The sequence below is a fragment of the Nocardiopsis aegyptia genome, from assembly GCF_013410755.1.
GTDB lineage: Bacteria > Actinomycetota > Actinomycetes > Streptosporangiales > Streptosporangiaceae > Nocardiopsis > Nocardiopsis aegyptia.
On the sequence record NZ_JACCFS010000001.1, the window covers coordinates 2,786,438 to 2,812,741 of the forward strand.

At 73.7% G+C, this 26,304-nt stretch carries 26 protein-coding genes and 1 tRNA gene; 14 read left to right on the plus strand and 13 right to left on the minus strand.

Annotation, left to right across the window (positions count from 1 at the left end; genetic code table 11):
• Positions 1-165: 165 nt before the first annotated feature.
• Positions 166-1,488 carry a M20/M25/M40 family metallo-hydrolase gene (locus tag HNR10_RS12445; protein ID WP_179823309.1) on the minus strand — a complete coding sequence of 441 codons (1,323 nt, stop codon included), beginning with the start codon at positions 1,486-1,488 and terminating at the stop codon, positions 166-168.
• A 146-nt stretch (positions 1,489-1,634) separates the two neighbouring features.
• On the opposite strand from HNR10_RS12445, the gene HNR10_RS12450 reads away from it, so the two are divergent.
• Positions 1,635-1,719 (plus strand) — tRNA-Leu (locus HNR10_RS12450).
• Between the two features lie 207 nt (positions 1,720-1,926).
• Here the strand turns inward: HNR10_RS12450 and HNR10_RS12455 are convergent.
• The 7 genes from HNR10_RS12455 to HNR10_RS12485 all read right to left on the minus strand — a co-directional run bounded on the left by HNR10_RS12455 (position 1,927) and on the right by HNR10_RS12485 (position 7,279).
• Positions 1,927-2,715 carry an ABC transporter permease gene (locus tag HNR10_RS12455; protein ID WP_179823310.1) on the minus strand — a complete coding sequence of 263 codons (789 nt, stop codon included), beginning with the start codon at positions 2,713-2,715 and terminating at the stop codon, positions 1,927-1,929.
• The gene (locus HNR10_RS12460; RefSeq protein WP_179823311.1) at positions 2,712-3,674 is read right to left on the minus strand and encodes an ATP-binding cassette domain-containing protein; all 963 of its coding nucleotides are present in this window, start codon (positions 3,672-3,674) and stop codon (positions 2,712-2,714) included. The genes HNR10_RS12455 and HNR10_RS12460 overlap by 4 nt, the downstream gene beginning before the upstream one ends.
• On the minus strand, positions 3,671-3,892 hold the full coding sequence (locus tag HNR10_RS12465) for a ferredoxin (protein ID WP_179823312.1): 222 nt from the start codon (positions 3,890-3,892) through the stop codon (positions 3,671-3,673). The genes HNR10_RS12460 and HNR10_RS12465 overlap by 4 nt, the downstream gene beginning before the upstream one ends.
• Before the next feature lie 3 nt (positions 3,893-3,895).
• Positions 3,896-5,104: a cytochrome P450 gene (locus tag HNR10_RS12470; RefSeq protein ID WP_179823313.1), complete on the minus strand. Its 1,209-nt coding sequence runs from the start codon at positions 5,102-5,104 to the stop codon at positions 3,896-3,898.
• A gap of 46 nt (positions 5,105-5,150) precedes the next feature.
• The gene (locus HNR10_RS12475; protein WP_179823314.1) at positions 5,151-5,948 is read right to left on the minus strand and encodes a DUF4097 family beta strand repeat-containing protein; all 798 of its coding nucleotides are present in this window, start codon (positions 5,946-5,948) and stop codon (positions 5,151-5,153) included.
• Between the two features lie 115 nt (positions 5,949-6,063).
• Positions 6,064-6,606 carry a histidine kinase gene (locus tag HNR10_RS12480; RefSeq protein ID WP_312889227.1) on the minus strand — a complete coding sequence of 181 codons (543 nt, stop codon included), beginning with the start codon at positions 6,604-6,606 and terminating at the stop codon, positions 6,064-6,066.
• Between the two features lie 190 nt (positions 6,607-6,796).
• Positions 6,797-7,279, minus strand: a complete 483-nt coding sequence (locus HNR10_RS12485) for a peroxiredoxin (protein ID WP_179823315.1) — start codon at positions 7,277-7,279, stop codon at positions 6,797-6,799.
• Between the two features lie 180 nt (positions 7,280-7,459).
• Here HNR10_RS12485 and HNR10_RS12490 point away from each other — a divergent pair, with 180 nt between their 5' ends.
• The gene (locus HNR10_RS12490) at positions 7,460-8,239 is read left to right on the plus strand and encodes an alpha/beta fold hydrolase (protein WP_312889228.1); all 780 of its coding nucleotides are present in this window, start codon (positions 7,460-7,462) and stop codon (positions 8,237-8,239) included.
• Between the two features lie 69 nt (positions 8,240-8,308).
• On the opposite strand, the gene HNR10_RS12495 is transcribed toward HNR10_RS12490, so the two are convergent.
• Complete coding sequence (locus HNR10_RS12495) at positions 8,309-9,553, minus strand: DUF418 domain-containing protein (RefSeq protein ID WP_179823319.1); 1,245 nt, start codon at positions 9,551-9,553, stop codon at positions 8,309-8,311.
• Positions 9,554-9,584: 31 nt separating this feature from the next.
• Positions 9,585-10,205 (minus strand): TetR/AcrR family transcriptional regulator, encoded by a 621-nt coding sequence (locus HNR10_RS12500; protein ID WP_179823321.1) that lies wholly within the window; start codon positions 10,203-10,205, stop codon positions 9,585-9,587.
• Positions 10,206-10,390: 185 nt separating this feature from the next.
• Here HNR10_RS12500 and HNR10_RS12505 point away from each other — a divergent pair, with 185 nt between their 5' ends.
• From HNR10_RS12505 to HNR10_RS12525, 5 genes are all read left to right on the plus strand, one after another.
• On the plus strand, positions 10,391-10,996 hold the full coding sequence (locus HNR10_RS12505) for a TetR/AcrR family transcriptional regulator (RefSeq protein ID WP_179823323.1): 606 nt from the start codon (positions 10,391-10,393) through the stop codon (positions 10,994-10,996).
• 65 nt (positions 10,997-11,061) lie between these two features.
• Positions 11,062-12,327, plus strand: coding sequence for a flavin monoamine oxidase family protein (locus tag HNR10_RS12510; protein WP_179823326.1), 1,266 nt, complete (start codon positions 11,062-11,064; stop codon positions 12,325-12,327).
• Positions 12,328-12,426: 99 nt separating this feature from the next.
• On the plus strand, positions 12,427-13,431 hold the full coding sequence (locus HNR10_RS12515; RefSeq protein ID WP_179823328.1) for a zinc-binding dehydrogenase: 1,005 nt from the start codon (positions 12,427-12,429) through the stop codon (positions 13,429-13,431).
• Between the two features lie 133 nt (positions 13,432-13,564).
• Positions 13,565-14,365, plus strand: a complete 801-nt coding sequence (gene thiD, locus HNR10_RS12520) for a bifunctional hydroxymethylpyrimidine kinase/phosphomethylpyrimidine kinase (protein ID WP_179823330.1) — start codon at positions 13,565-13,567, stop codon at positions 14,363-14,365.
• Positions 14,366-14,484: 119 nt separating this feature from the next.
• Positions 14,485-14,679 carry a CsbD family protein gene (locus tag HNR10_RS12525; protein ID WP_179823332.1) on the plus strand — a complete coding sequence of 65 codons (195 nt, stop codon included), beginning with the start codon at positions 14,485-14,487 and terminating at the stop codon, positions 14,677-14,679.
• A gap of 99 nt (positions 14,680-14,778) precedes the next feature.
• On the opposite strand, the gene HNR10_RS12530 is transcribed toward HNR10_RS12525, so the two are convergent.
• Positions 14,779-15,279 (minus strand): MarR family winged helix-turn-helix transcriptional regulator, encoded by a 501-nt coding sequence (locus tag HNR10_RS12530; protein WP_179823334.1) that lies wholly within the window; start codon positions 15,277-15,279, stop codon positions 14,779-14,781.
• Between the two features lie 95 nt (positions 15,280-15,374).
• Between HNR10_RS12530 and HNR10_RS12535 the strand changes: the two genes are divergently transcribed.
• Together HNR10_RS12535 and HNR10_RS12540 are read left to right on the plus strand one after the other, a co-directional pair.
• Positions 15,375-16,052: a nitroreductase family protein gene (locus tag HNR10_RS12535; protein WP_179823337.1), complete on the plus strand. Its 678-nt coding sequence runs from the start codon at positions 15,375-15,377 to the stop codon at positions 16,050-16,052.
• Entirely contained in the window at positions 16,049-17,041 is a 993-nt protein-coding gene (locus HNR10_RS12540) for an EamA family transporter (protein ID WP_179823339.1), read from the plus strand. Before HNR10_RS12535 ends, HNR10_RS12540 begins: the two co-directional genes overlap by 4 nt.
• Positions 17,042-17,051: 10 nt before the next feature.
• Here the strand turns inward: HNR10_RS12540 and HNR10_RS12545 are convergent, their stop codons facing one another.
• Positions 17,052-20,039, minus strand: coding sequence for a glycoside hydrolase family 2 TIM barrel-domain containing protein (locus tag HNR10_RS12545; protein WP_179823341.1), 2,988 nt, complete (start codon positions 20,037-20,039; stop codon positions 17,052-17,054).
• A gap of 242 nt (positions 20,040-20,281) precedes the next feature.
• Between HNR10_RS12545 and HNR10_RS12550 the strand changes: the two genes are divergently transcribed.
• Genes HNR10_RS12550 through galK form a run of 3 tightly spaced genes read left to right on the plus strand, consistent with a single transcriptional unit; the run spans position 20,282 to position 23,324 of the window.
• The gene (locus HNR10_RS12550) at positions 20,282-21,070 is read left to right on the plus strand and encodes a DeoR/GlpR family DNA-binding transcription regulator (protein ID WP_179823343.1); all 789 of its coding nucleotides are present in this window, start codon (positions 20,282-20,284) and stop codon (positions 21,068-21,070) included.
• A complete protein-coding gene (gene galT, locus HNR10_RS12555) occupies positions 21,067-22,149 on the plus strand; it encodes a galactose-1-phosphate uridylyltransferase (RefSeq protein ID WP_179823345.1) in 1,083 nt (360 codons plus the stop codon). The genes HNR10_RS12550 and galT overlap by 4 nt, the downstream gene beginning before the upstream one ends.
• Positions 22,146-23,324, plus strand: a complete 1,179-nt coding sequence (gene galK, locus HNR10_RS12560; RefSeq protein ID WP_312889230.1) for a galactokinase — start codon at positions 22,146-22,148, stop codon at positions 23,322-23,324. The genes galT and galK overlap by 4 nt, the downstream gene beginning before the upstream one ends.
• A gap of 54 nt (positions 23,325-23,378) precedes the next feature.
• On the opposite strand, the gene HNR10_RS12565 is transcribed toward galK, so the two are convergent.
• A complete protein-coding gene (locus tag HNR10_RS12565; RefSeq protein WP_179823348.1) occupies positions 23,379-24,389 on the minus strand; it encodes an endonuclease/exonuclease/phosphatase family protein in 1,011 nt (336 codons plus the stop codon).
• Positions 24,390-24,475: 86 nt separating this feature from the next.
• Between HNR10_RS12565 and HNR10_RS12570 the strand changes: the two genes are divergently transcribed.
• Positions 24,476-25,216 (plus strand): response regulator transcription factor, encoded by a 741-nt coding sequence (locus HNR10_RS12570; RefSeq protein WP_179823350.1) that lies wholly within the window; start codon positions 24,476-24,478, stop codon positions 25,214-25,216.
• On the plus strand, positions 25,209-26,282 hold the full coding sequence (locus tag HNR10_RS12575; RefSeq protein WP_179823353.1) for a sensor histidine kinase: 1,074 nt from the start codon (positions 25,209-25,211) through the stop codon (positions 26,280-26,282). The genes HNR10_RS12570 and HNR10_RS12575 overlap by 8 nt, the downstream gene beginning before the upstream one ends.
• Positions 26,283-26,304 lie beyond the last annotated feature (22 nt).

The window sequence follows — 26,304 nt, forward strand, 5'->3', positions numbered from 1 at the left end:
CTGACGCGAACGGAACCACGACATCGTCGAACTGAAAGCAACCGTAGCATCACGCTGGGTGAACATGCACGCGATCAGGAAACGTGCCGGGAACTTCTCCGCCGCAGGTGGCGCATTCCGGGCACGGAGCCGCGGCCCGCGTCCACCGACGCGGGCCGCGGGGGATCAGCTCAGGCCGACGAACCGGTCCAGCACGCGCACGCCGAACTGGAGGCCGTCCACGGGGACGCGCTCGTCGACGCCGTGGAACATGCCCGCGAAGTCCAGCTCCGGGGGGAGCTTGAGCGGGGCGAAGCCGTAGTTGCGCACGCCCAGCCGGGAGAAGCTCTTGGCGTCCGTCCCGCCCGACAGGCAGTACGGCACCGCCTTGGCGCCGGGGTCCTCGGCCAGCAGCGACTCCGACATCGCGCTGACCAGGCCGCCCTCGAAGGGGGTCTCCACCGCGGGCAGGTGGTGGATGAACTCGCGGTCGACCTTGGGGCCGAGCAGCCGGTCGATCACGGCGAAGTACTCGTCCTCGGTGCCGGGCAGGAACCGGCCGTCCACCTGGGCGGTGGCCTCGCCGGGGATGACGTTGGCCTTGTACCCGCCGCCCAGGACCGTGGGGTTGAGGGTGTTGCGCAGGGTGGCGCCGATCATCCGCGCGATCGGGCCGAGCCTGGCGACCGTGGCGTCCACGTCGCGCGGGTCGAACTCGATCCCGAACGCCTCGCAGACCTCCTCCAGGAAGGTCCGCACGGTCGGCGTGAGCTGGACCGGGAACTCGTGCTCGCCCAGCCTGGCCACGGCGGCCGCCAGTTCGGTGACCGCGTTGTCGGTGTTGACCATCGACCCGTGCCCGGCGGTGCCGCGCGCGGTCAGCTTCATCCAGGCGATGCCCTTCTCCGCGGTCTCCACCAGGTAGAGGCGCCGGTTCTCCGCCACGGTGAAGGAGAAGCCGCCGACCTCGCTGATCGCGGAGTCGCAGTCGGCGAAGAGCTCGGGGTGCTCGTCGACCAGGTACTGGGCGCCCCAGGTACCGCCGGCCTCCTCGTCGGCGAGGAAGGCCAGCACGATGTCGCGCGGGGGGCGGCGCCCCTCGCGCAGGCGCTGGCGCAGCATGGCCAGGACCATGGCGTTCATGTTCTTCATGTCGACGGCGCCGCGGCCCCACACGCACCCGTCGGCGAGCTCGCCCGCGAAGGGGTGGTGGGTCCAGTCGTCGGGCGCCGCCGGGACGACGTCCAGGTGGCCGTGGATCAGCAGGGGCGGACGGCTGGAGTCCTCACCGGTGATCCGCGCCACCACGTTGCTGCGCCCGGGGTGCTTCTCGTAGATGGTCGACTCGACGCCCACCTCGTCGAGCCGGCCCGCGACGTACTCCGCCGCCTTGCGCTCCCCCGGCCCGGAATGGTCGCCGTAGTTGGAGGTGTCGATCTCGATGAGCTCCCTGCACAGGTCGACGACCTCGACCTCCGCCGCGCTCAGTCCGCTGTCCGTGTCCGGCATCTGCCGCTCCCGTCCCACCGCACCGTTGCCCTACTCGTCCCCCCGACCCTGCCATGGTCACCCCCTGGCGGAAAACATGGTTCGGACAGGTCCCGGGTTTTGCTATGGTTGTCCTGTCCGGCGCTGAGGAGCGCCGAACACACCCTGTCCGGGTGGCGGAATAGGTAGACGCGCTAGCTTGAGGTGCTAGTGCCCGTATAGGGCATGGGGGTTCAAGTCCCCCCTCGGACACTCAGCACACATGACTCCCAGGTCGAGGGCCTGGGAGTTTTCGTGTTTTCCAGCCCAGCCCGCTGATCCTGCGCTACGTGGACCGCGCCATGGTCGACGGCTCCCCCTCGGCCTCGGAGTCCTTCGGCAACGGCGCCGCGGTCGCCGAGGCGTTCCTGAGCGGCACCCGGCCCGAGCGGTTCCCGCGGTGCCGACCGGGCGGGGCGCTCAGGCCGCCGGGTCGCGGTCGTACAGCTTCCTGGCCCACAGGTAGGACAGCAGGGCGATGCCCGCGCACCACGCGACCGCGACGGCCGCGCTGCCGCCGATCTCCGTGCCCATCAGCAGCCCCCGCAGGGTCTCGATGATCGGGGTGAAGGGCTGGTACTCCGCGAACCACCGCAGCGCGGTCGGCAGCGTCTCGGTCGGGACGAAGCTGCTGCCCAGGAACGGCAGGAAGACCAGCGGCATGGGCAGGTTGCTCGCGGACTCCACGGTCTTGGCGACCAGGCCCAGCGCCACCGTCAGCCAGGTGAGGGCGAACGAGACCGTCACCAGCAGTCCGACGGCTCCCAGCCACTCGGCCGGGCCCGCGGTCGGGCGGAAGCCGATGAGCAGCGCCACGGCGGTCACCAGGGCCACGCTCAGCATCGACTGGACCAGGCTCCCGACGACGTGCCCGGTCAGGACCGACACCCGGGCGATGTCCATGGTGCGGAACCGGGCGACGATGCCCTCGGTCATGTCCATGGCCACCGAGATGGCCGTGCCCTGGGAGGCGCTCGCCACCGCGATGAGCATCATCCCGGGCGCGATGTAGTCGAGGTAGGCGGCGCGGTTGGCGGCGCCGTCGGCTCCCGCGCCCATGGCTCCGCCGAACACGTACACGAACAGCAGGAGGAAGAGGATCGGCATGCCGGCCAGGAGCACCGTCATGGACGGGTAGCGCAGCAGGTGGCGCAGCTGGCGGGCCACCATCGTGCCCGAGTCGCCGAGCGCGTGGGTGAGGGCGGTCATCGGTTCACCTTCTGTCGGTTGTCGTCGGCGCCGCGGTGACCCGTGAGCGCGAGGAAGACGTCGTCGAGGGCCGGGGTCTCCACCGACAGCTCCTCGGGGGTGATCGAGGCGCTGTCGAGGCGGTCCAGGAGGTCGCGCAGCGAGGCGACCCCTCCCCCGGGGACCCGGAGGGCCAGGGCGTCGGTGTCGGCCTCGCCGCCCAGCGCCCGGGCCGCCGACTCCAGCTCGTCGGCCTCGTTGAAGCGCAGGCGCACGTGGCCGCCGGGGATCCGGCGCTTGAGCTCGGCGGCCGTCCCCTGCGCCACGATCCGGCCGTGGTCGAGCACCGCGATCCGGTCGGCGAGCTGGTCGGCCTCCTCCAGGTACTGCGTGGTGAGGAAGACCGTGACGCCGTCCGCGACGAGGTCGCGGACGATCTGCCACATGTCCCGGCGGCTGCGCGGGTCCAGGCCGGTGGTCGGCTCGTCGAGGAAGATCAGGCGGGGCTCGCCCACCAGGGTCATCGCCAGGTCGAGCCGGCGGCGCATACCCCCGGAGTAGGTGGAGGCGGGCTTCCTCGCGGCGTCGGCCAGGTCGAAGTACTCCAGGAGCTCGGTGGCGCGGCTCCGCCCGCGGGCCCGGCCCAGGCGGTTGAGCCTGGCCATGAGCATCAGGTTCTCCCGCCCGGTGAGCAGGCCGTCCACCGCGGAGTACTGGCCGGTGACGCCGATCGCGGCGCGCACCGCGTCGGGCTCGGTGGCCACGTCGTGTCCCAGGACCCGGGCCCGGCCGCAGTCGGCACCGATGAGCGTGGACAGGATCTTGACGATGGTGGTCTTGCCGGCGCCGTTGGGTCCCAGCAGCGAGAAGACCGTTCCGGCGGGGATCTCCAGGTCGACGCCGTCCAGGACGACGTGGTCGCCGTAGGACTTGCGCAGCCCGGTGACCGTGACGGCCATGGGGGGCGTGGGCTGTGTCATGTTCTGTCTCGATTCTCTCTGGTGGGCGGCACTTCGGAGAGCGCGCCGGACGGGCAGAGCCCGACGGCGCGGCGGGCGGCCTCGGCCGCGGCGCCCTCCGGCGCGGCGTCCAGCGTCAGGACCCTGCCGTCCCCGGTGTCCTGGTCGAACACCTCCGGAGCGGTCAGCGCGCACATTCCGGCGCCGATGCAGCGCGACCGGTCCACACCGATGCGCATCGGTCACACGTCCCAGGTGACGGGGAGGCTCTTCACCCCGTGGATGTCGGCGGCCTCCGGGCGCACCTCGACCTCGTCGGCGGGCACAGCCAGGCGCAGGGTGGGGAAGCGGTCGAACAGCGCGGGAAGGGCGACCCGCAGCTCGACCCGGGCCAGCTGCTGGCCCAGGCACTGGTGGATGCCGTGGCTGAAGGCCAGGTGTCCGCCGTTCCGCCGCCGGAGGTCGAGCGCGTCGGGTTCGGGGAAGTGCTCGGGGTCGCGGTTGGCGGTGCTGAGCGACAGGACGATCGGATCCCCCGCCCCGATGGTCACGCCGCCCAGCTCGACGTCCTCCAACGCCGTTCTGTAGAACTTCGCGCCGACGCTCAGGTACCGCAGCAGTTCCTCCACGGCGCCGTCGACGAGCCCGGGGTCGGCGCGCAGGGCGGCGAGTTGCGCCGGGTTCTCCAGCAGCGCGAAGGTGCCCAGCGCGAGCATGTTCGCGGTGGTGTCGAAGCCGGCCGTGAGGAGGATCAGGGCCATGCCCTTCAGCTCCTCGTCGGTGAGGTCGCCGTCGGTGAGGTCGCTGAGGATGTCGTCGGTGGGGTTCGCGCGCTTGGCGGCCACCAGCTCCGCGAGGTAGGCCTGGACACCGGTGTAGGCCTCGGTCAGGACCTCGTCGCTCACCTCTCCGCCGAGGAAGGTGTCGATCCGGTCCTGGAAGAAGTCCCGGTCCTCGTACGGCACCCCGAGCAGTTCGCAGATCACGATGGCGGGGATGGGCTTGGCGAACGCGGTCACCAGGTCCGTGGGCGGCCCGGCCTGCTCCATGGCGTCCAGGCGGTCCGCGGTGATCCGCTCGACGCGCTCGGCGAGCTGCCGCATCCGCCGCACGGTGAACTTGCCCACCAGCGGCTTCCGATAGCGGCCGTGCTGCGGCTCGTCCATGAGGAGGAACTCCCCGGGCGGGGCCGGAGGGACCTGGATGTCCCCGTAGTCGATGGTCGGGTGGTGGCGCATGAACTCCTTGCGGGAGCTGAACCGGGTGTCGGCCAGGACCGACCTGACCAGGTCGTAGCCGGTGACCACCCAGCCGGGCTTGCCGTTCGCGAAGGTGAAGCGGCTGATGGGGCTGTGCCGGCGGGCGTCCGCCAGCTCCGGCGGCGGGTCGAAGGGACAGCCGGGCCGGCGCTCCGTCGGCATCGTCGTGAGGGTGTGGACGGGTTCGCTCATGGTTCCTCGTCTCGGGATGGTGTGCTCGGTGCGGCGGTGCGTCCGGTCAGGAGCGGCGGACCAGGATGTCGCCCCAGACGCTGCGGGCCCGGACCTCGACGGTCCGCTCGGTGGGGGCGGGGGCGTCGGAGGCCTCCAGGGCGCTGCGCACGACGCCCTTCTTGGACACCGCGTCCAGCCAGGCGGCGGTGCCCTCGCGGACGCCGATCTCCAACTCGCCGTAGGAGGTCTCCACGTCGACGCTGCCGGCCTCCACCTGGCCGAGCCGGATGCCGCCGTGGGTGGTGCGGGCGGTGACGGAACCCCCGACGCGGTCGGCGGTGACGTCACCGTGCGCGGAGTTGGCCCGCAGGTCCCCGGCGACCGTGCCGAGGGTGAGCGCTCCGCCGGTGGACTTGACCACGGCCGAGCCGTCGATCTCCTCGGCCCGGACCCAGCCGTGGCCCGTGGTGAGCTCGGCGTTGCCGGAGACGGCGTCGACGGTGATGTTGCCGTTGGGGACGGAGATCTCGGCCGCGCCCAGGCGCCCCTCGCAGCGGATGCCGCCGAAGCCGCAGGTGGCGCGGACGCGTGAGCCCGCGGGCAGTTCGACGGTGATGTCGACCATGCCCTTGCGCCCGATCACGCGGCCCAGCCCCGAGGGCTGCGGGTCGCGGACTTCGAGGCGCCCGCCGGCGAAGTCGACCTCGACCTGCTCGGCGGCCCGGACGTCGACGTCCTTGTGTTCGGCGCGCGGACGGACCTCGACGGTGGTCTCGGTGCCGCCGCCGGCGGTGATCTGGAGGTTTCCGGCGACCACGGTCAGGTCGGCGGTGATGGGCTCGGGGGTGTCGAAAGTTGGCATGGCTGTCTCCCGGGAGTGGCGTTGGCGGGCGTCTCCGCTGGTGGGAGACGTGTGGTGGAAGTGGTGTGGTGGAAGCCGTGTGGCAGCGGGCGGGTGTCGGCCGGTGGGGCCCTGGTCAGCGGACCCAGCCGGTGTAGCCCCGGCCGACCTGGCGCGCCCGGGTCTCGGGCCTGCGCCGACCCGTGTCGAGCGAGGTCGCGACGGCGCGCACGAGCCAGGCGTTGACCGACAGCCCCTCGGCGCGGGCCGCCTCCTCCACGAGCGGCTTGAGGCGGTCGGGCATCCGCAGGGTGATCCGCGACGTGCCGCCCTCCTCGGCGTCGGCCCGGAGCTGCGCGGCGAGCGCCCGCCGGTCGTCGCCGGCGTCGCCCTCGTGGGCCGGTGCCGTCGGCCCGCCCTCGGTGACGTCGTCGAAGTCGGGTGACGTCACGATGAAGTCGGTCTGACGTCCGCGCAGCCGCACCTCGACCGAGCCGGGCGCGAGGTCCCGCGTGATCTCGTCCGCTGCCGCGGAGAGCGTGTCCAGCAAGGTCAGGCGCGCGGCCGGTTCGAGGGCGGCCGTGAGGCGCTCGGCGATGACCCGGGTGTCCTCGTCCCCGGCTTCGGCGGCCACCAGCAACTGGCGGCGGAGTTCGTCGACATACGGCATCAGATCCATGACGTCATGATGGCGTCAGACGTGATGTCATGTCAAGCGATCCGACACCAAAGGCGGCACCACCCTGCCCGCAGGACCCTCGCACCAGGCCATGGGCACGAAAAATCACGGTTCCATGACAGAAGGTGACGACACCGGACACGCCGGTGCCGCGCCGGAAGCGGTGCCCCCGCGCGGCGCGACCGGTCCGTCAGTCCTCCACCGGCGCCAGGCCCCGGACGACCTCCAGGGCCTCCTTCACGTGCTTGTCGATGACCGTCATCGAGTTGAAGACGTGGCGCACGGTCCCCTGCCGGTCGATCACGTAGGTGACCCGGCCGGGGAGCAGCCCGAGCACCGACGGAACGCCGTAGCGCTTGCGCACCGCGCCGCCCTCGTCGCTGAGCAGGGTGAACGGCAGACCGTGCCGGCCCGCGAAGGCGGCGTGCCGGTCCACCGAGTCGGAACTGATCCCGATCACCTCGGCACCCGCCTCGGCGAACACCTCGTGGCTGTCGCGGAAGGCGCACGCCTCGGCGGTGCAGCCCGGCGTGTCGTCCTTCGGATAGAAGTACAGCACGACCACCCGCTCGCCGAGCCGGTCCCGGAGTCGGACCGGGCTCCCCGACTGCGCGGGGAGCGTGAAGTCGGGGGCCGTGTCGCCGACCCCGATACCGCGTGTACCGCGTGCCATGTCGATCCTCTTCGCTCGGGTGGACGACCGTCGCCGCGAGCCTACCGAACGCGGCTCGGCGCGACACCGGCACGCCGTCGGCCGAACGCGCACCGGATGCGGCGCCGCGCGGCGGGTAGGACCCTGTCGGTCGCGCCGACGCACGGCCTCGGCACGTTCACCACGAGTCAGGAGTCCCCAGTGGAACCCGTCGTCCTCCCGCACACGATCCGCGGCGCCGGTCCGCACGGCGTCCTCGCCCTGCACGGCTGGTTCGGCGACCGCGCCTCCTTCGAGCCGCTGCTGGCCCACGCCGACGGCGAGCGCTTCACCTACGCCGCCCCCGACCAGCGGGGCTACGGCGACGCGCGGGGCATCGAGGGCGGGTACACCACCGCGGAGGTCGCGGCCGACGCCCTGGCCCTGGCCGACCACCTGGGGTGGACGACCTTCTCCGTCGTCGGCCACTCCATGGGCGGCAAGGTCGCCCAGAACATCGTCGCCCTCGCCCCGGAGCGGGTCCGCGCGATCGTGGGCGTCTCCCCGGTCCCCGCCGCCGGCGCGGGCCTGGACTCCGACGCCTGGGCCCTCTTCCGCGGGGCCGTGGACGACCCGTCCGCGCGGCGCGCCATCATCAACCTCACCACCGGGGACCGGCTCCCGGCGGTGTGGCTGGAAGCCATGGTCGCCACGTCCCTGGCGCGATCGACCACGGCCGCGTTCGCCGCCTACCTCGAGGACTGGGCGGGGACGGACTTCCACGAGTCCGTCAAGGGCAGCCCGGTGCCCGCGCTCGCGGTCGCCGGGGCGCACGACCCCGCGCTGTCCCCCGACGTCATGCGCGCCACGTGGATGGAGTGGTTCCCCAACGCCCGGCTGTGCGTGCTCCAGGACGCCGGACACTACGCGATGGACGAGACGCCGCTCGCGCTGCTGGCGGCCGTGGAGGACTTCCTGGCCTCGGCCGGCGCCGCCGGCTGACACCGGGCACGCCGCCCGGCGTGGTCGTGGTGGCGGGCCCGCCGGGCGCGGTGTCGGCGGAGGCGGCGTTCACCGGTCCGCTCCGGCCCGACGGGTCCGCTCGGGAATCCCGGCCAGCACCGACTTCTGCAGCGCCTCCAGCGGCCCCGCCCCGAACCGGCGCAGCCACGGCGTCGCGACCGCCAGGAACAGCAGTGACACCGCGGCCCAGAGCGCCATCACCCACCACGGGCCCGCCCCCGCCAGACTCGTGGCCAGCCCCAGGCCGAAGCCGTAGCAGACCAGGACGCAGATGACGTTCTGCAGCACGTAGCCGGACATGGCCATCCGGCCCAGGGAGGAGAACGCGGTGACGACCGCCCCCGCCGGGTTCACCCGGTCGAGCAGCCATCCGACCAGGCCGACGTAGCCGAGCGCCACGACCGGCGCGGCCACGTAGCGGTCGACGAAGAACAGGTCCGGCCCCATCAGGGCCACCGCCGCGTTCAGCGGCACCCCGATCCCCAGGCCCCACACGAGCATCCGCGCGCGGATACGGCGCCCGGTCCCGTCGGACCCGAAAGCCCCGGCCCGCAAGAGGCGCACACCCAGCAGGAACATGAACAGGAGCAGCCCGAACGAGATGATCGGCTCCGCCCGCAGCCACAGGGCGTTGTCGAGGCGGAAGAGCACCTGGTCCAGGTAGCTCCCCTCGGCGTAGAGTGCCACGACCTCGGGCGGAACGCCGACGGACGACGGGTCCTCGGCCGCCGGGCGCAGCGCCAGGGCCGCCGTCAGCAGGCCGACGACCGCCAGGTGCAGGGACGCCGCCGTCCACATCACGGCCGTCCGGACGCGCCGGGACCTGGTCAGCAGCCAGGCGACGAGCAGCGAGACGACCGCGTACCCCATGAGGACGTCCGCGGCGAAGACCAGCGTGAAGTGCACGAGGCCCTCGGTGAACAGGAACAGCGCCCGCCACCTGTAGCGGCCGGGCCAGCGGGCGCCGTGCTCGGCGGCCGACCGGAACTGGATGGCAAGGCCCACCCCGAACAGCAGGGTCAGCATGCCGAGGAACTTGCCGTTGGCCGCGAGGAAGAAGAGCCCCCGCGCCAGGCCGTCGAGGGACGGGTCCGCCGCGAACGCGCCCATGGGGCTCATCGCGTCGCTCTCGAAGAGCATGACGCTCTCGCCGCCCTCGGCGGTGAAGAGCCACACGTTCGAGGCGAGGGTGCCCAGGATCGCGACGCCGCGCAGGACGTCGATCAGGGGGAGTCGGGTCCCGGGGCGGGAGGCCTCCTCGCCCCGGGGCGTGGGTGTGGTCGGGCTGGTCATACGGCCGCCTTGCGCGTGGTCGGGAGGGTGGTCACGGGCTCTCGGGGGCCAGGAGGAGCCGGTCGAGGTAGGTGTGCAGCGCGGCACGGACCGCGTCCCGCGAGAAGTCGTCCCCGCCGGTGACGAGGTGGTGGATGGACAGGCCGTCCACGAAAGCGACGAGTCCGGCCGCCTCGGTCCGGCTGTCCAGGCCGAGCCGGAACTCCCCCAGCCGCACGCCCTCGTCCAGCGCCTGGACGAGGGCGCCCAGGAGCTGGTCGGTGGTGTCCTTGTGCAGGCGGGCCATCTCCGGATCGGTCTTCGTGGCCGGGAGGTACTCCAGCCAGACGGTGATCTCCCGGTGCCGCTGGTCGTCGAGCGGCAGCAGGGTCTCCGTGGCCCGGAACAGCCAGTCCCGTACCGAGCGGACCGGCTCCGGGCCCTCCGAGACCGCCCGGAGACGTGCCTCCGCCTGCTTGTACAGGTGGTCCACGCCGAAGCGCAGCAACTGGGACTTGGTGCGGAAGTAGCTCTGCACCAGGCCGATCGACACCCCCGCCTCCTCGGCGACGTCGGCGAGGGTGGTCCGCGCCAGCCCCCGCCGCCCCACCGTTCGCAGGAGTGCCTCGGCGACCTGCCGCCGCCGCTCTTCGTGGTCCGCCGTCCGTGCCATGGGAAAAATAATACGGCAATATTTTTGCTTGCCGAGCCGTCCCCCTGGCCGGATCCGGCCACCCGCGGATCGGCCCCGGAAGCCTCCGGACGCTCCACCCGCGCCGCCCACGCGGCCGGGGCTATCCTGGGCGCGCCGACCGTTCCGGCGCGGCACCCGGACCCCCAGCACGGAGTGGACCAGGCATGGGCATCGAACACGACGGCGCCGCCGCGGTCGCGCACGGCGACCGGCCCCTGCGCGCCGACGCGCGCCGCAACCGCGAGCGCGTCCTGAAGGTCGCGCAGGAGGTGTTCGCCACCGAGGGACTGTCCGTACCGGTCCACGAGATCGCCCGCCGCGCGGGCGTGGGCACCGGCACCGTCAGCCGCCACTTCCCCACCAAGCGGGCGCTGTTCCGGGCGATCCTGCTGGAGCGCCTGTACTCGTACGTGCGCCGTGCGGACGACCTGTGCGACAGCGACGACCCCGGCGGCGCGTTCTTCTCCTACTTCGCGTTCCTGGTCCGCGAGGGCGGCATGGACCGCGGGCTGGCCGAGGCCCTGAGCGGCCCCGGCTTCGACAAGCACGCGATCGTGTCGAACTCCGACTACGACGTCGCCGGCGCGCTGGGCCGCCTGCTCGTGCGCGCCCAGGACGCCGGGGCGGTCCGTGCCGACGTGACGACCGACGACGCCATGGCCCTGCTGGTGGCCTGCCTGTCCCGGCCGACCGACGAGGACGACGGCGGTTCCGCGCGCCGGCGCCTCGTCGACATCGCCTGCCAGGGCATGCGGGCGGCCATGCCCTAGGGAAGGGGCACGCGCGGGCCCGGGCGCGCCCGGCACCGGCCCGCGCGCCCCGAAGGAGAGCCCCCTTGTCCGGTATCACCCGACGCTCCGGCCTGCTGCTGGGCGGCGCCGCGCTGCTGTCCGCCGCCGCCGGCGCGCCCGACCGGCCGTGGGCGGAGTGGGACGTCGCGGTGATCGGCGCGGGCGTCACCGGCCTGTCGGCGGCCCGCAACCTGGCCGACCACGGTCTGCGGGTGGTCGTGCTGGAGGCGCGCGACCGGATCGGCGGCCAGCTGTACACCGACCACGGCTTCACCTCGGTCCCGGTGGAGCTGGGCGCCGGTCTGATCCACGGTGCCGCGGCCTCGACCTGGGAACTCGTGGACTGGGCCGGGGCGGAGACCGTCCGGGTCCGGTCCGAGCCGCGCGCGGCCCCGGGCACGTCCGTCGACGGCGCCGCACCGCCCCGGGAGGACGAGAGCGCGGCCGACTACCTGCGTCGCCTGGGCGTCCCGGAGTCGGACTGGCCGCCGGTGTCGGACGAGAACGAACCGCTGTCGCGGTGGAGCGCCGCCTGGATGGTCGAGCGGGGCGAGTTCGACTGGTGGTCGGCGCCCCGCGCGGACTTCCGGGTGGTCGGCGGCTACGACCGGTTGCTCGCCCCGCTGGCGTACGGCCTCCGGATCGACCTCGGCCGGCGGGTGCGGGCGGTGCGGTGGTCGGGCGGGGGCGTGGAGCTGGTCGTGAGCGGCCCCGGCGGCACGGAGCGGGTCCGGGCCCGCCGGTGCGTTGCCACCTTGCCGATCCGTGTGCTCAGGGCGGCGGACGTGGCCTTCGATCCCCCGCTGCCCGCCGCGCACCGCGACGCGATCGCGGCCCTGGACGCCACCGACGCCGTCAAGCTGCTGATGGAGTTCGACCGTCCGGTCCTGCCCGCCGACGCCGACACCCTGGCGTGGGACGGGGACCTCGATGTCTGGTCGGTCTCGCGCCTGTCGCCGACCGCGCCCGAGGTGGTGTCGGTGTGGGCCGCCGGCGAGGCCGCCCGCGCCCTGCTGGCGCTGCCGGAGGACGACCGGTTCGACGCGGGGCTGCGCGCCCTGGGCGAGGCCGCCGGGCAGGCGCCGCCCGATCCGGTGCGCCGCACCACGCACGACTGGACGCGCGATCCGCACAGCCGTGGCGCCTACCTGTACGTGCCGCCCGGCGCGCACGACGCCCCGGCCGCGCTCGCCGCACCGGTGGGCGGGGTCCTGTTCTTCGCCGGGGAGGCGACCACCGGGGAGAACACCGTGGAGGGGGCCTACGACAGCGGCTACGACGCCACGGACGGGCTGCTCGCCGACCTGTGAGCCGCGAATCGGGACGGTCGCGACCCGGCCCTTGACCTCAACATTGCTTGAGGAAGGAGAGTGGGGCCGTACACGAGACACGGACCCGGGAGTGACGAGATGCGCGCAGTCGTGGTGGAGGAGTTCGGCGGACCCGAGGTGCTGGTGGCCCGGGAGGTGCCCGACCCGGTCGCGGGGCCGGGCCAGGTCCTGGTGGACGTGGTGGCGGCCAACGTGATGTTCCTGGACACCCTGGTCCGCCGGGGCTGGGGCGCGGACTTCTTCGACACCGCCCCGCCCTACGTGCCGGGCAGCGGGATCGTGGGACGGGTCGCCGCCGTGGGCGCGGGCGTCGACGCGTCCTGGACCGGGGCGGTGGTGATGGCCGACACCGGCACGTCCGATCCGGAGACCGGGCTCACACGTGCCCCGACCGGCGGGTACGCCGCGAAGGCGGTCGTGGGCGCCGACGAGCTGATCCGGGTGCCGGACGGCCTGGACCCGCGGACCGCGCTGGCCGTCCTGCACGACGGGCCCACGGCCCTGCAGCTGGCGGAGGCCGCGCGGATCGAACGCGGAGCGTGGGTGCTCGTGGCCGCGGCCACGGGCGGCGCCGGGAGCCTGGTCGTGCAGCTGGCCCGGGCGGCCGGGGCCCGTGTGGTCGGCGCGGCCCGGGGCGCGGCCAAGCTCGCGCTCGCCCGCGAGCTGGGCGCGCTGGAGACCGTGGACTACACCGAGCCCGACTGGGTCGCCGAGGCGGTCGCGCTGACCGGCGGCGGGGCCGCGGTGGTCCTGGACGGCGCGGGCGGGGCCCTGGGCACGGCCGCGTTCGGCGCCGTGGCCGACGGCGGCCGCTTCGTCAGCTACGGCACGTCCAACGGCGAGTTCACCGAGGTGCCCGAGGGCGAGGCCGAGCGGCGGGGCGTGTCCGTGACCGGCCTGTTCGACCTGCCGCCGCTCCCGCCGGCGGACAAGCGCGCGGCGACCGCCCGCGCCCTGGACCTGGTCGCCGAGGGCACGCTCCGCCCGCACGTGGGCGCGACCTTCCCGCTGGAGCGGGCGGCCGAGGCGCACACCGGGCTGGAGGAGCGCACCACCTTGGGCAAGTCGCTGCTGGTGGTGTGACGCGCCGGCGCCGCCCACCGGCTCGTCCGACCGCGAACCGGCAGGTCCCGTACGTGTGATGCAATATGCAACGGATTCGCTCGACCGGGTCCGGACACCGCAGTCTGCATCGAGGAAGGAAGGTCGGCACGAGATGACCAACCGCGCGTACGTGATCGCAGGGTCGGAGGCCACCGGCGGCGCCGGCATCCAGGCCGACCTCAAGGCCTTCCAGGAGCTCGGCGTGTACGGGGTCGGGACGATCACCTGCATCGTCTCCTTCGACCCGAAGAACGGCTGGGGACACCGGTTCGTCCCGGTGGACCCGGGCGTGATCGCCGACCAGATCGAGGCCGCCACGGCCTGCCACGACCTGGACGTGGTCAAGGTCGGCATGCTGGGCACGCCGGACACCATCGACGTGGTCGCCAAGTCCCTGGAGGCCCGGCCGTGGCGTCACGTGGTCCTGGACCCCGTGCTCATCTGCAAGGGCCAGGAGGCGGGCGCCGCCCTGGACACCGACCAGGCGCTCACCGCCCGGGTGCTGCCGCTGGCCACGGTCATCACGCCGAACCACTTCGAGGCGCGCACGCTGGCGGGCATGGACCGGATCGACACCGTGGACGACCTGGTCGAGGCCGCCCGCCGCATCCACGCGCTCGGCCCGCGGCACGTGGTCGCCAAGGGCGGCACGGAGCTGCCCGGCCCCGACGCCGTGGACGTGCACTTCGACGGCACCGACGTCACGGTGCTGCGCGCCCCGAAGATCGGCGAGGAGCGGGTGAGCGGCGCTGGCTGCACGTTCGCCGCCGCGATCACCGCCGAGCTGGCCAAGGGCGCCGAGGTGGGCGCGGCCGTCGCCACCGCCAAGGCGATGGTCCGCGAGGGCATCGACCGCAGGCTGACCACGCACGCGCCGTTCGCGTCGGTGGTCCCGGTCGCGCCGCGGGCCTGACCCGGCGCACCCGTACCGGACGGTCCCGTCCGCTTCGGACGACTTTTTCCGCTCATGACGATTGAGCGCCGCGACTTCGGTTAGGGGCAGGGACAGGACCGCTTGAGAGGAGGCAGTCCATGTCCGAGAAGGACGAGTTCCGGCACAAGGCCGACGAGTACAAGGCCAAGGCCAAGGAAGGCCTCGGCAAGGCCACCGGCAACGAGCAGTGGCAGGCGGAGGGCAAGACCGAGAAGTCCGCTTCCAAGCTCAAGCAGGCCGGTGAGAAGCTCAAGGACGCGCTGACCCCGGACAAGAAGCCGGGTGGACACTGACGCGTGTGACGGTGGCCGCCCCCTCGGCGGCCCACCGGGACCGGCGGCCCGCCCCCGTGGCGGGCCGCCGCTGTGTCGGGGGGCGGTGGCGCGGCGCGCTCACTCGTCCAGGGTGTCGCCGAGCGAGAGCAGCAGCGTGCGCAGCAGTTCGACCATCCGCGCGCGGTCGTCCCCGTCCAACCCCTCCAGCAGCCGCGCCTCGTTGGCGACGTGCCCCTGGACGGCCTCGTCGACCAGTTCCAGCCCCTCCGGTGTGAGGCTGACCACGGTCCGGCGCCGGTTCGAGGGATCGACCTCGCGGGAGACCAGGCCCCGTTTGACCAGGCGGTCCACGCGGTTGGTCATGGCCGCCGAGCCGACCATGGTCATCCGGACCAGTTCCTTGGGGGTCAGGGAGAACGGCGCCCCGGACCGGCGGAGGGTCCCGAGGACGTCGAACTCCCACAGCTCCAGGCCCTGGGTGGCGAAGTACTCCTCCAGACCGCGCACGAACAGCCGGTGCAGCCGCTGGACGCGTCCGATGAGCGCCATCGGCGAGACGTCGAGGTCGGGGCGCTCTCGGCCCCACTGGTCAAGGAACACATCGACGGCGTCGTTCATCCGGCGATGATAGCGCCGCCCGCTTGACGTACCGGAGTCCCGCGACCTAACCTTTCGATATCGAACGATTCGACATCGAAAGGTTCGTCGTCGAAATGAGCTCTTCCACTCCCGCGATCCCCCTCGCCGACACCATCCGCGCCCGCCGCAGCATCCGGCGCTTCCGCCCCGAACCGCTGCCCGGCGCCCTCCTCGACGAACTCCTCGACCTGGCCGTCGAGGCCCCCTCCAGCTGGAACTTCCAGTCCCGCTCCGTCGTCGCCGTCACCTCGCCCGAGGGCCGCGAGGCGCTCGCCCGCGCCGCGGGCGGCCAGGACCAGCCGCGGCGGGCGCCGGTCACCCTGGTCTTCGTCGCCGAGATCGACGCCTGGCGCCGCGACCTCTCCGACGTCTACGAGACCGCGCTGCGCCGCGGCGCCTGGTCCCAGGAGTTCGCCGACATGACGGCCACCGCCGGCCTCGACTTCCAGCGCGACCTCGCCGCGCGCGGACTCCTGCGCGAGTACGCGGTCAAGGACGCCATGATCGCCGCGAGCTTCGCCATGCTCGCCGCCGCCGACGCCGGACTGGCCTCGTCCCCCATGAACGGCTGGGACGAGGCCGAGGTCAAGAAGGTGATCGGCGCGGACCACCGCGACGACCTCGCCATCGCCCTACTGCTGCCCGTCGGCTACCCGGCCGAGACCCGTGCCCACCCCGGGCGCCGCCCCCGCGACCGCCACGTGTACGCCGAGACCTTCGGCGTCGCCCACACCGGAGGAGGACCGCGATGAGCGGCCACCGCATCGCCCTGAACTCCCTGGTCACCGCGATCGCCCCGGCCGTGTGGGGCAGCACCTACCTGGTGACGACCGAATTCCTGCCGCCCGACCGCCCCCTGCTGGCCGCGGCCGTGCGCGCCCTGCCCGCGGGGCTCGCCCTGCTGGCCATCACGCGGGTCCTGCCCAGCGGGGTGTGGTGGTGGCGCTCCCTGGTCCTGGGCACGCTCAACATCGGAGTGTTCCTCTACCTGCTCTTCGTCGCCGCCTACCTGCTGCCCGGCGGGGTGGCCGCGCTGGTCATGTCCGTGCAGCCGGTCGTGGTGCTGCTCCTGGGCGCTCTGCTGCTGGGCGCCCGCGTCCGCGCCGTCCACGTCCTGGCGTGCCTGCTCGGAGCCGTCGGGGTCGGGCTGCTGGTCGTGGGCCCCGAGGCGGCCCTGGACCCGGCCGGGATCGCGGCCGGGCTGGCCGCCGCCGCGAGCATGGCGACCGGCATGGTGCTCACCAAGCGCTGGGGGCGGCCGGAGGGCGTGGGCGTGCTGGCCATGACCGGCTGGCAGCTCACCGCGGGCGGACTGCTGCTGACTCCGGCGGCCCTGCTGGTGGAGGGCCTGCCGTCGCACGTCACGGGCGCCAACCTCGCCGGATTCGCCTACCTCGGCATCGTGGGGGCTCTGCTCTCCTACGCCCTCTGGTTCCGCGGCCTGGAGCGGCTGCCCGCGCTGGCGGTGTCGTTCCTGTCCTTCGCCAGCCCGCTGGCCGCCACGGTCCTCGGATTCGTGTTCGTCGGGGAGACCCTCACGCCCGTCCAGCTCCTGGGCGCCCTGGGCGCGGTCGCGGCGGTCGTCCTCGTCCAGGTCACCTCCGCCCCTCCGGCCAGGAGCGACACGGCCGACTCGGCGGACACGGGCGCGGGCGACACGGGCGACGGCGACACGGGCGACCCGGACGCCCGCCCGTCCGTGGAGGAAGCGGAGCGGGCGGGCGCCGGGGGCGTCCGTTGAGGACGGCGCCTCAGGCCAGGGGCCGCAGGACCAGGCGCAGCCGGTGCGTGCCCGGGGTCAGCCGGTGCTGGGGCAGCACCCCCGGTCCGCAGGACGCGGAGCCGATCCCCTGGTGCGCCGCGTCCAGGTGCAGGTGGATCCGGTCCTCCGGGCGCAGTTCGTGCGGGTGCCGGGCCCGGTCCAGGGCCGCCGTGCTCCACCGGCGCACGGTGAAGTCGAACTCGGGGGCGCCCTCCACCCGCAGGCCGCGGCCCTCGGGAGAGCGCAGGTCCAGCCGGCGGGTCCCCAGACGGTTGCCGTTCTCCTGGGGCCGCAGGTAGGGCGTCTGGAGCCCGTCCACGGAGCTCGTGAAGCGCCCCACCCTCGCCGCCTGAGCGACGTCGCGGTAGGCCTCGCCCGGCCCCCGGCCGAACCAGTCGACCTCCCCCAGCTCCGGCGGCAGCTCCAGCCGCACGCCGACCCTGGGCAGCGGGCAGGGCCAGTCGCCGACCGCCTCGACCGCCAGGTCCAGGACCAGCGCCTCCGCGTCGCCCGTCCACGTGTAGTCGGCCAGGAGACCGATGTCGCTGTTGGCCGCCGCCACCCGGGTCCGCACCCGCAGGGCCGCGTCCTCCCGCTCGACCGACAGCACGCGGTGCGTCATCCGGTCCAGGCCCGCGCGGCGCCACGGTACCTCCACGGACTCGCCGTGCCTGGCCTGGTCGTTGTCCGTGGGCGCGCGCCACACGTCCAGTTCCAGGGCCGCGAGGGGCAGCCCCGCGACGGAGAGCGCCCGGCCGGTACGGGCGTCGAACTCCGCCGGGCCCACGGTGACCGTGTCGCCCTCGGTGGCAAGTGGGGGGTACTGCGCCGAAGGCGTCCGTTGAGGGTGGTAGCCCAGCTCCCGTTCTGTCGCCCCTGGGCGATGGTGGGTGACGGGTTGGGAGGGGGTGATCCGGTCGGATCCCGACCCGTCCGCGCGCGGACGGTCCACGCGGGCCTGTCCCCAGGCCACCTCGTGCCCGGCCTCCGCCCAGGGCAGGTCACCGGCCAGGTGCGCGGACACCGTCAGCCACGTCTCCCGGCCGGCGGCCGACGGTTCGGGCAGGTCGGGCAGGGGCAGGACCGCGGTCTCGCCCGGCCCGACCGGCTTGGCGGCGAGGACGCCGCCGGCGACGGGTTCGCCCTCCTCCCGCAGGTCCCAGCGCAGTTCCAGTCCGGCGGTGTCCAGCACCTGCCAGGTGTTGGTGACCGCGACCGTGCCGTTCTCCGGGTCGGGCACCAGGCGCAGCGGCTCGAAGGTCTTGGCCAGCGCCGCCAGGCCGGGCCCCGGGGTGCGGTCGGGCATCAGCAGGCCGTCCGCGACGAAGTTGGCGTCGTGCACGACCTCGCCGAAGTCGCCGCCGTAGGCGAACCACTCCGTGCCGTCGTCCTCCCGGCGCCTGATCCCGTGGTCGATCCACTCCCAGACGAACCCGCCCTGGACGTGCGGGTGGGCCTCCACGAGCCGCTGGTACTCCTCCAGCCCGCCGGGTCCGGTGCCCATCGCGTGGGCGTACTCGACCATGACGAACGGGCGGTCGACCAGGCCGGGGTCGCCCTCGGGCAGGCCGGACCGGCGCCCGATCGCCGCCACCTCCTCGTGGGTGGCGTACATGCGCGAGTAGAGGTCGGTGTAGGCGGGATCGGCGGCGCCCTCGTAGTGCACGGGCCGCCCGGGGTCGCGTCGGCGGGTCCACTCGGCCATGGCGCGCAGGTTCCGGCCGCCGCCGGACTCGTTGCCCAGGGACCACAGGATGACGCTGGGGTGGTTCTTGTCCCGCTCGACCGTGCGGGCCATCCGGTCCAGGAAGGCGTCGTGCCAGAGGGGGTCGTCGGAGGGGTTGTTCCGCCAGCCGACGTCCTCGAAGCCGTGGGTCTCCAGATCGCACTCGTCGACCACCCACAGGCCGAGTTCGTCGCACAGGTCGAGGAAGTCGGGGTGGGGCGGGTAGTGGCTGGTGCGCACGGCGTTGACGTTGTGCCGCTTCATGAGCAGGACGTCCTCGCGCATGGTCTCCCAGGTGACGGCACGGCCGCGGTCGGGGTCCCACTCGTGCCGGTTCACGCCGCGCAGCAGCAGCGGCCGGCCGTTCACCCGCAGCAGCCCGCCGGAGACCTCCACGGTCCGGAAGCCCACGCGCAGGGGGACCCGCTCCCCCGGGGTGACGAGCTCGCCGTCGTAGAGCCGGGGAACCTCGGCCGACCAGGGCTCGACCGGCCCGACCTCGTGGTCGGTCCCCGTCGCCGCGTCGACCAGGCCGAGTTCGGGCACGGTGACCAGACCGGGGGTCTCGGTGTCCACGCGCAGGACGCCGGTGCCGGACGTGTGGTCGTAGGAGGCGCGCACCTCCAGGTCGCGCACGCCCCGGTCGGGGCACGCGAGCAGGCGCACACCGCGGAAGATCCCCGAGAGCCACCACATGTCCTGGTCCTCCAGGTAGCTGGCGGCCGACCACTGGTGGACGCGGACCGCGAGCACGTTGCGCCCGGGGCGCAGCAGCGCTCCGACCTCGAACTCGCTGGGCAGCCGACTGCCCGTGGCGTGGCCCAGCTCGTGGCCGTTGAGCCACACGGCGTAGCAGGAGTCGACGCCCTCGAAGCGCAGGACGGCCGGACCCTCGGGCCACGACTCGGGCAGGTCGAAGGCGCGCCGGTACTCGCCCGTGGGGTTGTCGTCGGGCACGTGCGGCGGGTCGATCGGGAAGGGGTAGGCGATGTTGGTGTAGGCGGGGGCGCCGTACCCGTGCAGCTGCCAGTGGGCGGGGACGGGGAGGGTGTCCCAGGCGGAGTCGTCGTGGTCCTCCCGCTCGAAGGCGCCGGGGCCGCCCGCGGCGGTGGGCGCGAGGCGGAAGCGCCAGTCGCCGTCCAGGTCCAGGGCGGGGGCGTCGGAGGCGAAGGCGGCCCGGGGCGGCTCGGTGCCCGCGGACGGGGTACGGCTCTCCAGGTAGGAGGGGGCGTGTTCGGGGTGAGTGGGCACGTCGATCCTCTGCACGGTCGGTGGTGCGCGCCGGGGTCCGGCCGCGCCGGACGGTGCCGCACCCGGAGGGGACACGAAAGCACCCACAACCTCAACAGAGCACTACCCCCTTGTCAACACTTATCAACGATTCCCAACACGAAAGGTCACCGTGACCGCGAATCGTTGACATCGGACCGGAGCCTGCGTCAGTATCCGAACATGTTCAAACATTTTCGTTCACCGTCCGGTGGGGAGGCCCCATGCTGGCCGCGCAGCGCCAAGCGCTGATCCTCGAACAGATCAGGCGGACCGGCGGGGTGCGCGTCACCGAGCTCGTCGAGAGCCTCGACGTGTCGGACATGACCGTCCGGCGCGACCTGGACGCGCTGGCCGGGCGCGGTGCCGTCCGCAAGGTGCACGGCGGGGCCGTCGCCGCGGAGGGCGCCCGCACCGAGGAGCCCGGGTTCGAGGCCAAGTCGACCCGCCAGGAGAACGAGAAGCACGCCATCGCCCGGGCCGTCGCCGACCTGGTCGAACCGCACAGCGCCGTGGGCCTGTCGGCGGGGACCACCACCGCCACGGTCGCCCGCTACCTCACCTACGTGCCCGGCCTGACGGTCGTCACCAACTCCCTGCGCGTGGCCGAGGTGTTCTACCAGTCCGCGCGCCCCGACCAGACCGTCGCGCTCACCGGCGGCTTCCGCACGCCCTCGGACGCCCTGGTCGGCCCCGTCGCCCTCACCGCCGTGCGCGGACTCAACCTGGACGTGCTCGTCCTGGGCGTGCACGGGATGCAGGTCCGCGCGGGCTTCACCACTCCCAACCTCATGGAGGCCGAGACCGACCAGGCCCTCGTCGACGCCTCCGCCTCGCTCGTAGTCGCCGCCGACCACACCAAGTGGGGCACCGTCGGCATGAGCACGATCGCGCCGCTGGACCGCTGCGACGTGCTCGTCACCGACGCCGGGATCGACGAGGAAGCCCGGACCACCCTGTCCGAACACGTCGGCCGGCTCGTCGTCGCCGACGTCCACCGGGAAGAGACATGAGACGGACCGCCGAACGGCTCGCTGACGGTCGCGAGATCATCTACTTCGACGAGGGCGACGCCGTCCGGCGTCCGACCCCCGACCCCCGCGACCTCCCCCCGACCGCCACGGGATCGGAGATGCGCTTCGACCCGCTGCTGCGCGAGTGGGTGGTCGTCGCCTCGCACCGCCAGGGCCGCACCCACCTGCCGCCCACGGACGACTGCCCCCTGTGCCCGTCCGTCGACGGACGGCGGACCGAGGTCCCGGCGCCCTCCTACGACGTGGTCGCCTTCGAGAACCGCTTCCCCTCGCTGGTGCCCGACGACGGCCGCGCGCTGGAACCGGTCGGTGAGCTGGAACCGTCCCGCCGCGTGGGCGAGGGCCGCTGCGAGGTGCTGGTCTTCGGCTCCGACCACGACGCGTCCTTCGTCGACCTGTCCCCTCGGCGGGTGCGCACGATCATGGCCGCGTGGGTGGACCGCACGCGCGCCCTGTCCGCGCTGCCGGGCGTGGAGCAGGTGTTCTGCTTCGAGAACCGCGGGCCGGAGATCGGCGTGACCCTGCACCACCCGCACGGGCAGATCTACGCCTTCCCGTTCGTGACGCCCCGGACGGAGCGCACGCTCGACTCCGCCGAGGAGTACCGCCGCCGCACCGGCGGCGACCTGTTCGCCGACGTCCTGCGCGCCGAGCAGGAGGCCAAGGTCCGGGTCGTCGCCCAGAGCGAGCACTGGACCGCCTTCGTGCCGGCAGCCGCGCGCTGGCCGGTGGAGGTGCACCTGTACCCGCACCGGCGGGTGCCGGACCTGCCCGCGCTGACGGAGGCCGAGCGCGGCGACTTCGCGGACCTGTACCTCGACGTGCTGCGCCGCTTGGACGCCCTGTACGACGCTCCGCTCCCCTACATCGCCGCCTGGCACCAGGCCCCGGTCCGTGCGCGCCGCGACGCCGGGGCCCTGCGCCTGGAGGTGTTCTCCGTGCGCCGCGCTCCCGGGAAGCTCAAGTACCTGGCGGGCACGGAGTCGGGCATGGGCGTGTTCATCAACGACGTCACCCCGGAGGCGGCCGCCCAGCGGCTCAGAGAGGTGGGACCGTGACCGCGACGACCGGAGTGACGGCGGCGCCGTCGGCGAGCGCCTGCGCGGACGCCTTCCGCGACGCCTACGGCCGCGAGCCGGAGGGAGTGTGGATCGCGCCCGGGCGGATCAACCTCATCGGCGAGCACACCGACTACAACGACGGGTTCGTGCTGCCGATCGCCCTGCCGCACGCACTGGCCGCGGCCGGCGCGCGGCGCGCGGACGGGGTCGTACGTCTGCGCTCGCGGCAGTCGGGCGAGGAGTTCTCGGCGCGGGTGGCCGACCTCGTTCCGGAGTCGGTCCCCGGGTGGGCGGCCTACCCCACCGGCGCCCTGTGGGCCCTGGCCGGGGCGGGCGTGCGGATCGACGGCCTGGACCTGATGGTGGACAGCACGATCCCGAGCGGGACGGGGCTGTCGTCGTCGGCCGCGCTGACCTGCGCCACCGTGCTGGCCGCCGCGCACACGCACGGCGCCGACCCCGCGCCCGCCCGGGTGGCCGCGCTGGCGCAGCGGGCGGAGAACGGGTTCGTGGGCATGCCGTGCGGGATCATGGACCAGTCGGCGTCCATGCTGGCCACGGCCGGGCACGCCCTGTTCATGGACACCCGCTCCCTGGAGACCGAGCAGGTGCCCTTCGACCTCGCGGCCCGGGGGCTCGCGCTGCTCGTGGTGGACACCCGGGCGCCGCACCGGCACGTGGACGGCGCCTACGCCGAGCGGCGGCGCTCGTGCGAGGAGGCCGCGCGGGTACTGGGCGTCCCGGCGCTGCGCGACGTCACGGCCGAGGGGTTGGCGGCGGCCCTGGACGCGCTGCCCGACGACGTGTCCCGCCACCGGGTGCGCCACGTGGTGACCGAGAACGCGCGGGTGCTGGAGACGGTCGGCCTCCTGCGCGCCGGGGACGTCCGCCGGGCCGGTGCCCTGTTCACCGCGTCGCACGCCTCGATGCGCGACGACTACGAGATCACCGTCCCAGAGGTCGACACCGCCGTGGACGCGCTGCTGGCGGCGGGCGCGCACGGCGCGCGGATGACGGGCGGCGGGTTCGGCGGGTGCGTGATCGCGCTGGTCGCGGACGGTGCGCAGGAGTCGTGCCTGGCGGCGGTGCGCGCCGCCTACCGCGAGCGGGGCTTCGCCGAGCCCGCGGGGTTCACGGCGGTGCCCGCGGAGGGTGCGCGCCGGGTGCGCTGACCCGGCTGGCTCCGCCGTCGGCCCCACCGCGGCCCCGGCCCGCCGCGGTGGCCGTCAGCCGAGGCCCGCCGCCACGGGCCGGTGGTCGCTGCCGGTGGCCGGCAGCACCCATGAGTCGTCCACCTCGACGCCCCTGACCAGGATCTGGTCGAGCCGTACCACCGGAAACCCGGCCGGCCAGGTGAAGCCGAAACCGCCGCCGGCCCTGTCCTGCACGGGGGTCAGGTGGGCGGTGAGGGCGTCGAACGCGCGGTCGTCCATGGCGCCGTTCAGGTCACCGAGCAGCACCACCCGCTCATGGGGTTCGGCGGCGACGGCCTCGGCGAGTGCCTGGGCGCCGCGGTCCCGGTCGTCCGTCCGGAAACCGCCCCTGGGCAGCACCCGTACGGAGCCCAGGTGCGCCACGTACACCGCCAGCGGCCCCTCGTCCGTGGCCACCGTGGCGCGCAGCGCCCGGTTGTACCCCCTGGTCGCCTCGGCCGGCTTGGCCTCCCCCAGCGGCCCGACGTCCATCCGGGTGTCGACCGGCCGGGCGTCGCTCAGCGGTGTCCGGCTCCACAGCCCGACCGTGCCCACGATCGTGTGGTGGGGATACGCCTGCGCCAGCTCCCTCTCGTACGTGCCCCTGGCGTCCGCGGCCACCTCCTGGAGGGCCAGCACGTCCGCACCGGAGGCCGCGAGGTCGCGGGCGGTACCGGCCGGGTCGGGGTTGCCGGCGCCGACGTTGTGGCTGACGACGGTGAGGCCGCCGTCCGTCCCGGACGTGTCCGCGAGCTGCCCGCCGAACAGGCCGAGCCACACCACGGCGGGCACCAGCAGCGCGGCCGCCGCGGACCCCGAGCGGCGCCACAGCGCACCGGCCAGCAGGACCGGGACGAGCAGGCCGAACCACGGCAGGAAGGTCTCGACCAGGCTCCCCAGGCCCCCGATCCGGTTCGGGATCCACGCGTGCAGCGCCATGAGCAGCCCGAGGAGCAGCGCCGCCGCCGCGAGCACGAGGTCGGCGCGGTCGGGCCGGCGGCCCCATCCGGGCGTCGTTCGTTCCGGTCGCAGGGTTGGAGTCATGGCGCCAGTCAACGCGGGGCGGTGTTGTCGGAGCGTATGGCGTTCCGCATACGCCGACGATAGGCACCGGCTCGTAGCCTTGGCACATGCGTGTCTTGGTCGTCGAGGACGAGCCCTACATGGCGGACGCCATCCGTGACGCCCTGCGCCTGGCGGCGATCGCGGCGGACGTCGCGGGCGACGGCGACACCGCCCTGGAACTGCTGGGCACCAACAGTTACGACATCGCCGTCCTGGACCGCGACGTGCCCGGCCCGTCCGGTGACGAGATCGCCCGGCACATCGTCGCCTCGGGCAGCGGCACGCCGATCCTGATGCTCACCGCCGCCGACCGCCTCGACGACAAGGCCTCCGGGTTCGGGCTCGGCGCCGACGACTACCTCACGAAGCCGTTCGAGCTCCGCGAACTCGTGCTGCGCCTGCGAGCGCTCGACCGCAGGCGCGCCCGCACCAGGCCGCCCGTCCTGGAGATCGCGGGCCTGCGCCTGGACCCGTTCCGCCGCGAGGTGTACCGCGACGGCCGCTACGTCGCGCTCACCCGCAAGCAGTTCGCCGTGCTCGAAGTCCTCGTCACCGCGGAGGGCGGCGTGGTCGGCGCCGAAGAGCTTCTGGAGCGCGCGTGGGACGAGAACGCCGACCCGTTCACCAACGCCGTGCGCATCACCGTCTCGGGACTGCGCAAACGCCTCGGCGAGCCCTGGGTCATCGCCACGGAGCCCGGCGTCGGCTACCGCATCGACACGGGGTCCGGCACGGGTACCGACAGCGGCACCGGGGCCGGTGTCGAGACCGGGACGCACCGGTCGGAGGGAGCGGACCGTGGGTAGGCCCCCCGGACTGAGCGTCCGCCTCAAACTCACCCTCAGCTACGCAGGATTCCTCATGGGCGCGGGCCTGCTGCTGGTCGCCGCCGTGTGGGTGTTCGTCCTGCGCGACCTGCAGGTCGTCTCCAGCCGCCCCGGCGACTTCACGCCCATCCAGGCCATCATCCTGCGCTCCTACATCCCGGCGACGGCCGCGGTACTGGCGTTCCTGCTGGTCTTCGGCCTGGCCGGAGGGTGGATCCTCGCCGGCCGCATGCTCGCTCCCCTGGACCGGATCACCGACGCCGCTCGCCGTGCCTCGACCGGATCGCTCTCCCACCGGATCCGGCTGCCGGGGCGCGGGGACGAGTTCCGCGAGCTCGCCGACACCTTCGACATGATGCTCGCGCGGATCGAAGCGCACGTCGCCGAACAACGCAGGTTCGCGGCCAACGCCTCGCACGAGCTGCGCACGCCGCTGGCGATCTCCCAGGCGCTGCTCGACGTGGCCCGCACCGACCCCGACCACGACCCGGACGAACTCGTCGACCGCCTCCACACCGTCAACGCACGGGCGATCTCCCTCACCGAGGCGCTGCTCGTGCTCGGCCGCGCCGACCGGCGCTCCTTCACCCGGGAGCACGTCGATCTGTCCCTCGTGGCGGAGGAGGCCGTCGAGACGCTCCTGCCCCTCGCGGAGGCGCGCGGCGTGACCCTGGAAGCCGACGGCGACGTCGCCCCGGCGTACGGGTCCGCCACGCTCCTGCTGCTCCTGGCCACGAACCTCGTGCAGAACGCGATCGTGCACAACCTGGCGGAGGGCGGCGGCGTGTGGGTCCGTACCGGTGCCGGCCCCGGGACCGTGGTGCTCACCGTCGAGAACACCGGCGAGCGGCTCGCCCCGCGGGTGGTCCCGACCCTCACCGAACCCTTCCAGCGCGGCACCGAGCGCGTGCGCGGCGACGACGCGGGCGTCGGCCTGGGGCTGGCCATCGTCGACTCCGTCGCCCGGGCCCACGACGGGACCCTCACCCTCGTCCCGCGCCCCGCCGGCGGGCTCCGCGCCACCGTGGAGCTTCCCGCGGCGTAGCGGAGCCTCCGACGGCTGCGCC